General features: G+C 53.2%; 4 protein-coding genes and 2 pseudogenes. All 6 read left to right on the forward strand.

The window, feature by feature from the left end:
• Window positions 1–387, forward strand: a 387-nt coding sequence (locus BG74_RS05830; RefSeq protein WP_501037418.1) for an HAD family hydrolase, incomplete at its 5' end; no start/stop codon positions are given.
• Between the two features lie 62 nt (window positions 388–449).
• Window positions 450–824 (forward strand): annotated as a pseudogene (locus BG74_RS17150) (Hsp15 family protein); the annotation flags it as partial.
• Between the two features lie 62 nt (window positions 825–886).
• A complete protein-coding gene (locus BG74_RS18955) occupies window positions 887–1,075 on the forward strand; it encodes an Hsp33 family molecular chaperone HslO (protein ID WP_256364232.1) in 189 nt (62 codons plus the stop codon).
• Window positions 1,076–1,167: 92 nt separating this feature from the next.
• A pseudogene (locus BG74_RS05835) lies at window positions 1,168–1,605 on the forward strand (Hsp33 family molecular chaperone HslO).
• Window positions 1,586–1,717: a hypothetical protein gene (locus tag BG74_RS18960; protein ID WP_256364233.1), complete on the forward strand. Its 132-nt coding sequence runs from the start codon at window positions 1,586–1,588 to the stop codon at window positions 1,715–1,717. Before BG74_RS05835 ends, BG74_RS18960 begins: the two are co-directional and overlap by 20 nt.
• A 189-nt stretch (window positions 1,718–1,906) precedes the next feature.
• The gene (pckA, locus tag BG74_RS05840) at window positions 1,907–3,526 is read left to right on the forward strand and encodes a phosphoenolpyruvate carboxykinase (ATP) (RefSeq protein ID WP_066597260.1); all 1,620 of its coding nucleotides are present in this window, start codon (window positions 1,907–1,909) and stop codon (window positions 3,524–3,526) included.
• Window positions 3,527–3,566: the final 40 nt, after the last annotated feature.

A 3,566-nucleotide genomic window follows, 5' to 3' on the forward strand; every position in this document is an offset into this window, starting at 1 on the left:
GGCAGTACGGCCGACGCTCCCATCCCGCTGACTAATACGCATCCCGACGGCCTGGCGGTAAAAATATGCGACACCAGTTTAGGCCAGCACCTTGATTTATTACTTTCCAACCATACAGTTAGCTATCCTAAGGAAGATCAGCAATTATGGTTGCGCGATCGCAAGCATACCGGTTTTTATCCGGCGCAGACGCTGTTTATCAACAGCATCGAGCCGATTTTCGACACGGCGAGCCGCTGCTTTAGTGCCCGCTATTATCTTGGCGTCAGCAATCTCAATTCCGAGCTGGTACCCCAAACTTTCCGGCGACATCCGGCGCTGAGCGACTATCGAGCGCTGTTGCCTACGCTGGCCAGCATGATGCCTGACACCCATAAGGCGAAATGAAAACCAAAGATGCTAATGGCGATGGATCCCCGGCCGTGCGGCTGGATAGGTAGCTATAAGAAGCGCGTTTTTATAAAACCTGAGCAGCTGGCCCGCGGAAATGATTGAAGGAGGCGAAGTTTATTACAATGGATAGCACAGTAAACCAGGCAAAACGATGGAGCTTGGCACGGAAATCACGCTACGTCAAGACAACTACGAACGTCAGGTGAGCGTGTGACCATTAGCGATCAGCGCCACCTGTACAGCAATGCACAGCAGCTGTATCAGGAAACCGATCCAGCATCACCAAGCGGGAAAAAATAGCGGAAGCGCGTAATACAGACAGTCGCCCTGACAAGAAAGAATGCCGCAATCTGATTAAATTTAAATATGGCGAGCCGGGTGAGGCGGAGAATATATTTTCCTCTCTACTGCGCAGGCACATGAGACTATAATGACCTATTAAGACCAGTTGCACCGTCATCTTTATTATAAAATATTCCGTTAAGGGTGAACAGTGTCATTACAGGAAACCTATCGGCAGGTACTGGGCCAGCACAACTACCCGCCAGCAGTGAAGACGCTGTTGGGGGAACTCCTAGTGGTAAGCAGGTTGGTTGCCGCCACTCTGAAGTTCACCGGCAAAATTACCGTCCAGCTGCAGGAGGAGGACAGCCCGCCGCGTCTGGCGATGATTAACGGCTAAGATCGGCAAAATATACCCGGGCTAGCGCTCTTCGACCGCGAAATCATCGCTGACACAACCCTAGCGAAAATGGTGGCAACGGCTATCTGGTCATCACGTCGACGTCCACCGATGACGAGCGGTATCAGAGAGCGGTCGGTCCGGAAGGGCCTCGTCTGGCGGACTGTTTGGAAAACTACTTCCTGCAATCGGATCAGAGAAATTGATTACGCGGCTGTTTATCTGTACCGGCGAGCATCAAGGCAATGCGCCGCTAGCCTGCTGCTGCAGGTATATTGCCCGGCCAGGAAACCTGCGCCGATGATTTTTGCCATCTAGCGCAGCTCACAGCGACGGTAAAAGGCGACGAATTGTTGGCTTTGCCGGCCAACGACGTTTTATACCATCTCTATCATCATCAAGATGAGGTGACGATCTACCCGCCGCAATCGGTGCAATTCCTGTGTATCTGCTCCCGTCATCGCGGCGGCGCAACGCTGATTACTCTGGGTGAAAAGGGAATTGAACGAAATGTTCGAGCAGGATGGTGAAGTGAATATGCATTGCGATTTTTTCGGCAGCCATTACCGTTTTGATGCCAACGCCATCGCGGCCCTACAGCGGCAGGCGGGGAAGATCGCGCGCTGCAGGCCTAGAATTTAACCTATTGCCACGCCGGACGATATGCCTCTTCTGCAGCATATGTTAAGGTAATAACTTATTTTCCGTGCGCCTATTCACAAAATAATGTAAAGCCTGCCCGGTCAGGTTAATCCTTGGTTCATCCCTCGGCGCGCCCACCACTAACCCCTACAATCGCTAACAGTACTTATTAGACTAAGGAGTAGTGACATGTTAAGTGAGAGGATTACCCCGCAGCAATGGCTCAGTTATGGAATAACGGCCTGCCGCGAACTGGTGTACAACCCAGAGTACGACCAACTGCTTGCAGAAGAAACCGACCCCGCCCTCGACGGGTTTGAACGCGGTACACTTACCCAATCGGGCGCGGTGGCGGTGGATACTGGGATTTTCACCGGCCGGTCTCCGTTCGACAAGTATCTAGTGCGTGACGCTAAGACCCGCGACACCTTATGGTGGTCCGATCAAGGTAAAGGAGCCAATGATAATCATCCCCTTGACCAACAGACCTGGGATCATCTTAAAAAGCGGGTCGGCCAGCAGCTAAGCGGCAAGCGCCTATTTGTCATTGATGCTTTCTGTGGCGCCAATGAGGATAGCCGGCTTAAGGTGCGTTTTGTCACTGAGGTGGCTTGGCAGGCGCATTTTGTAAAAAATATGTTCATCCGGCCAAGCAACGAAGAGCTGCGAGGTTTTGAACCGGATTTTGTAGTGCTCAACGGCGCTAAATGCACCAACCCTGACTGGCGCGAACAGGGTCTGTATTCAGAAAACTTTGTCGCTTTCAATCTCACGGAAGGCGTCCAGCTTATCGGCGGCACCTGGTACGGCGGCGAAATGAAAAAAGGGCTATTCTCGGTGATGAACTACCTGCTACCGCTAAAAGGGATCGCTTCCATGCACTGTTCGGCTAACGTCGGCACCGATGAGGATGTCGCGCTGTTCTTCGGCCTTTCCGGCACCGGCAAAACTACACTGTCGACCGATCCTCGCCGCCGTCTGATAGGTGATGATGAACACGGCTGGGACGACGATGGCGTGTTCAATTTTGAAGGGGGGTGTTACGCTAAAACCATCCGGCTTTCCCCCGAAGCCGAGCCGGAGATTTATCAGGCGATTCGCCGTAACGCGCTGCTAGAAAATGTGGTGGTGCGGTCGGATGGCAGCGTGGACTACAACGACGGTAGTAAGACCGAAAATGCCCGCGTTTCTTATCCCATCGATCATATCGAGAATATCGTCAAACCGGTCTCGCGTGCCGGACACGCGACGCGCGTCATTTTCCTAACGGCAGATGCCTTCGGCGTCTTACCACCGGTCGCCAGCCTGTCGATGGAACAGGCTCAGTATCATTTCCTATCCGGCTTCACTGCCAAACTGGCAGGGACCGAGCGGGGCGTGGTAGCCCCAGTACCTACCTTTTCCGCTTGCTTTGGCGCAGCGTTTTTGTCGTTGCATCCCACTACCTACACTGATGTGCTGGCAAAACGCATGAACGCTTCCGGCACCCACGCCTTTTTGGTCAATACCGGCTGGAACGGTAACGGTAAACGGATCTCCATCAAAAGCACGCGGGCGATTATTAACGCCATATTATGTGGTAACATTGATGATGCACCAACGACGACCCTGCCTATCTTTAATCTCACAATACCGACAGCGCTGCCGGGCGTAGACAGTGCGATTCTCGACCCGCGCGCTACATACGCCAATGCCGGCGAATGGCGAAGCAAGGCAGAAGATCTGGCCCAGCGTTTTATCGATAATTTCGCAAAATTTACCGACACCACGGCAGGGGCGGCGCTAGTGAGCGCGGGCCCACAATGCTGACGCTTTTTGCCCCGGCATCAAGGAGCAGCGATGCCTTCTC

It is taken from the genome of Sodalis-like endosymbiont of Proechinophthirus fluctus, from assembly GCF_001602625.1.
Taxonomy (GTDB): domain Bacteria; phylum Pseudomonadota; class Gammaproteobacteria; order Enterobacterales; family Enterobacteriaceae.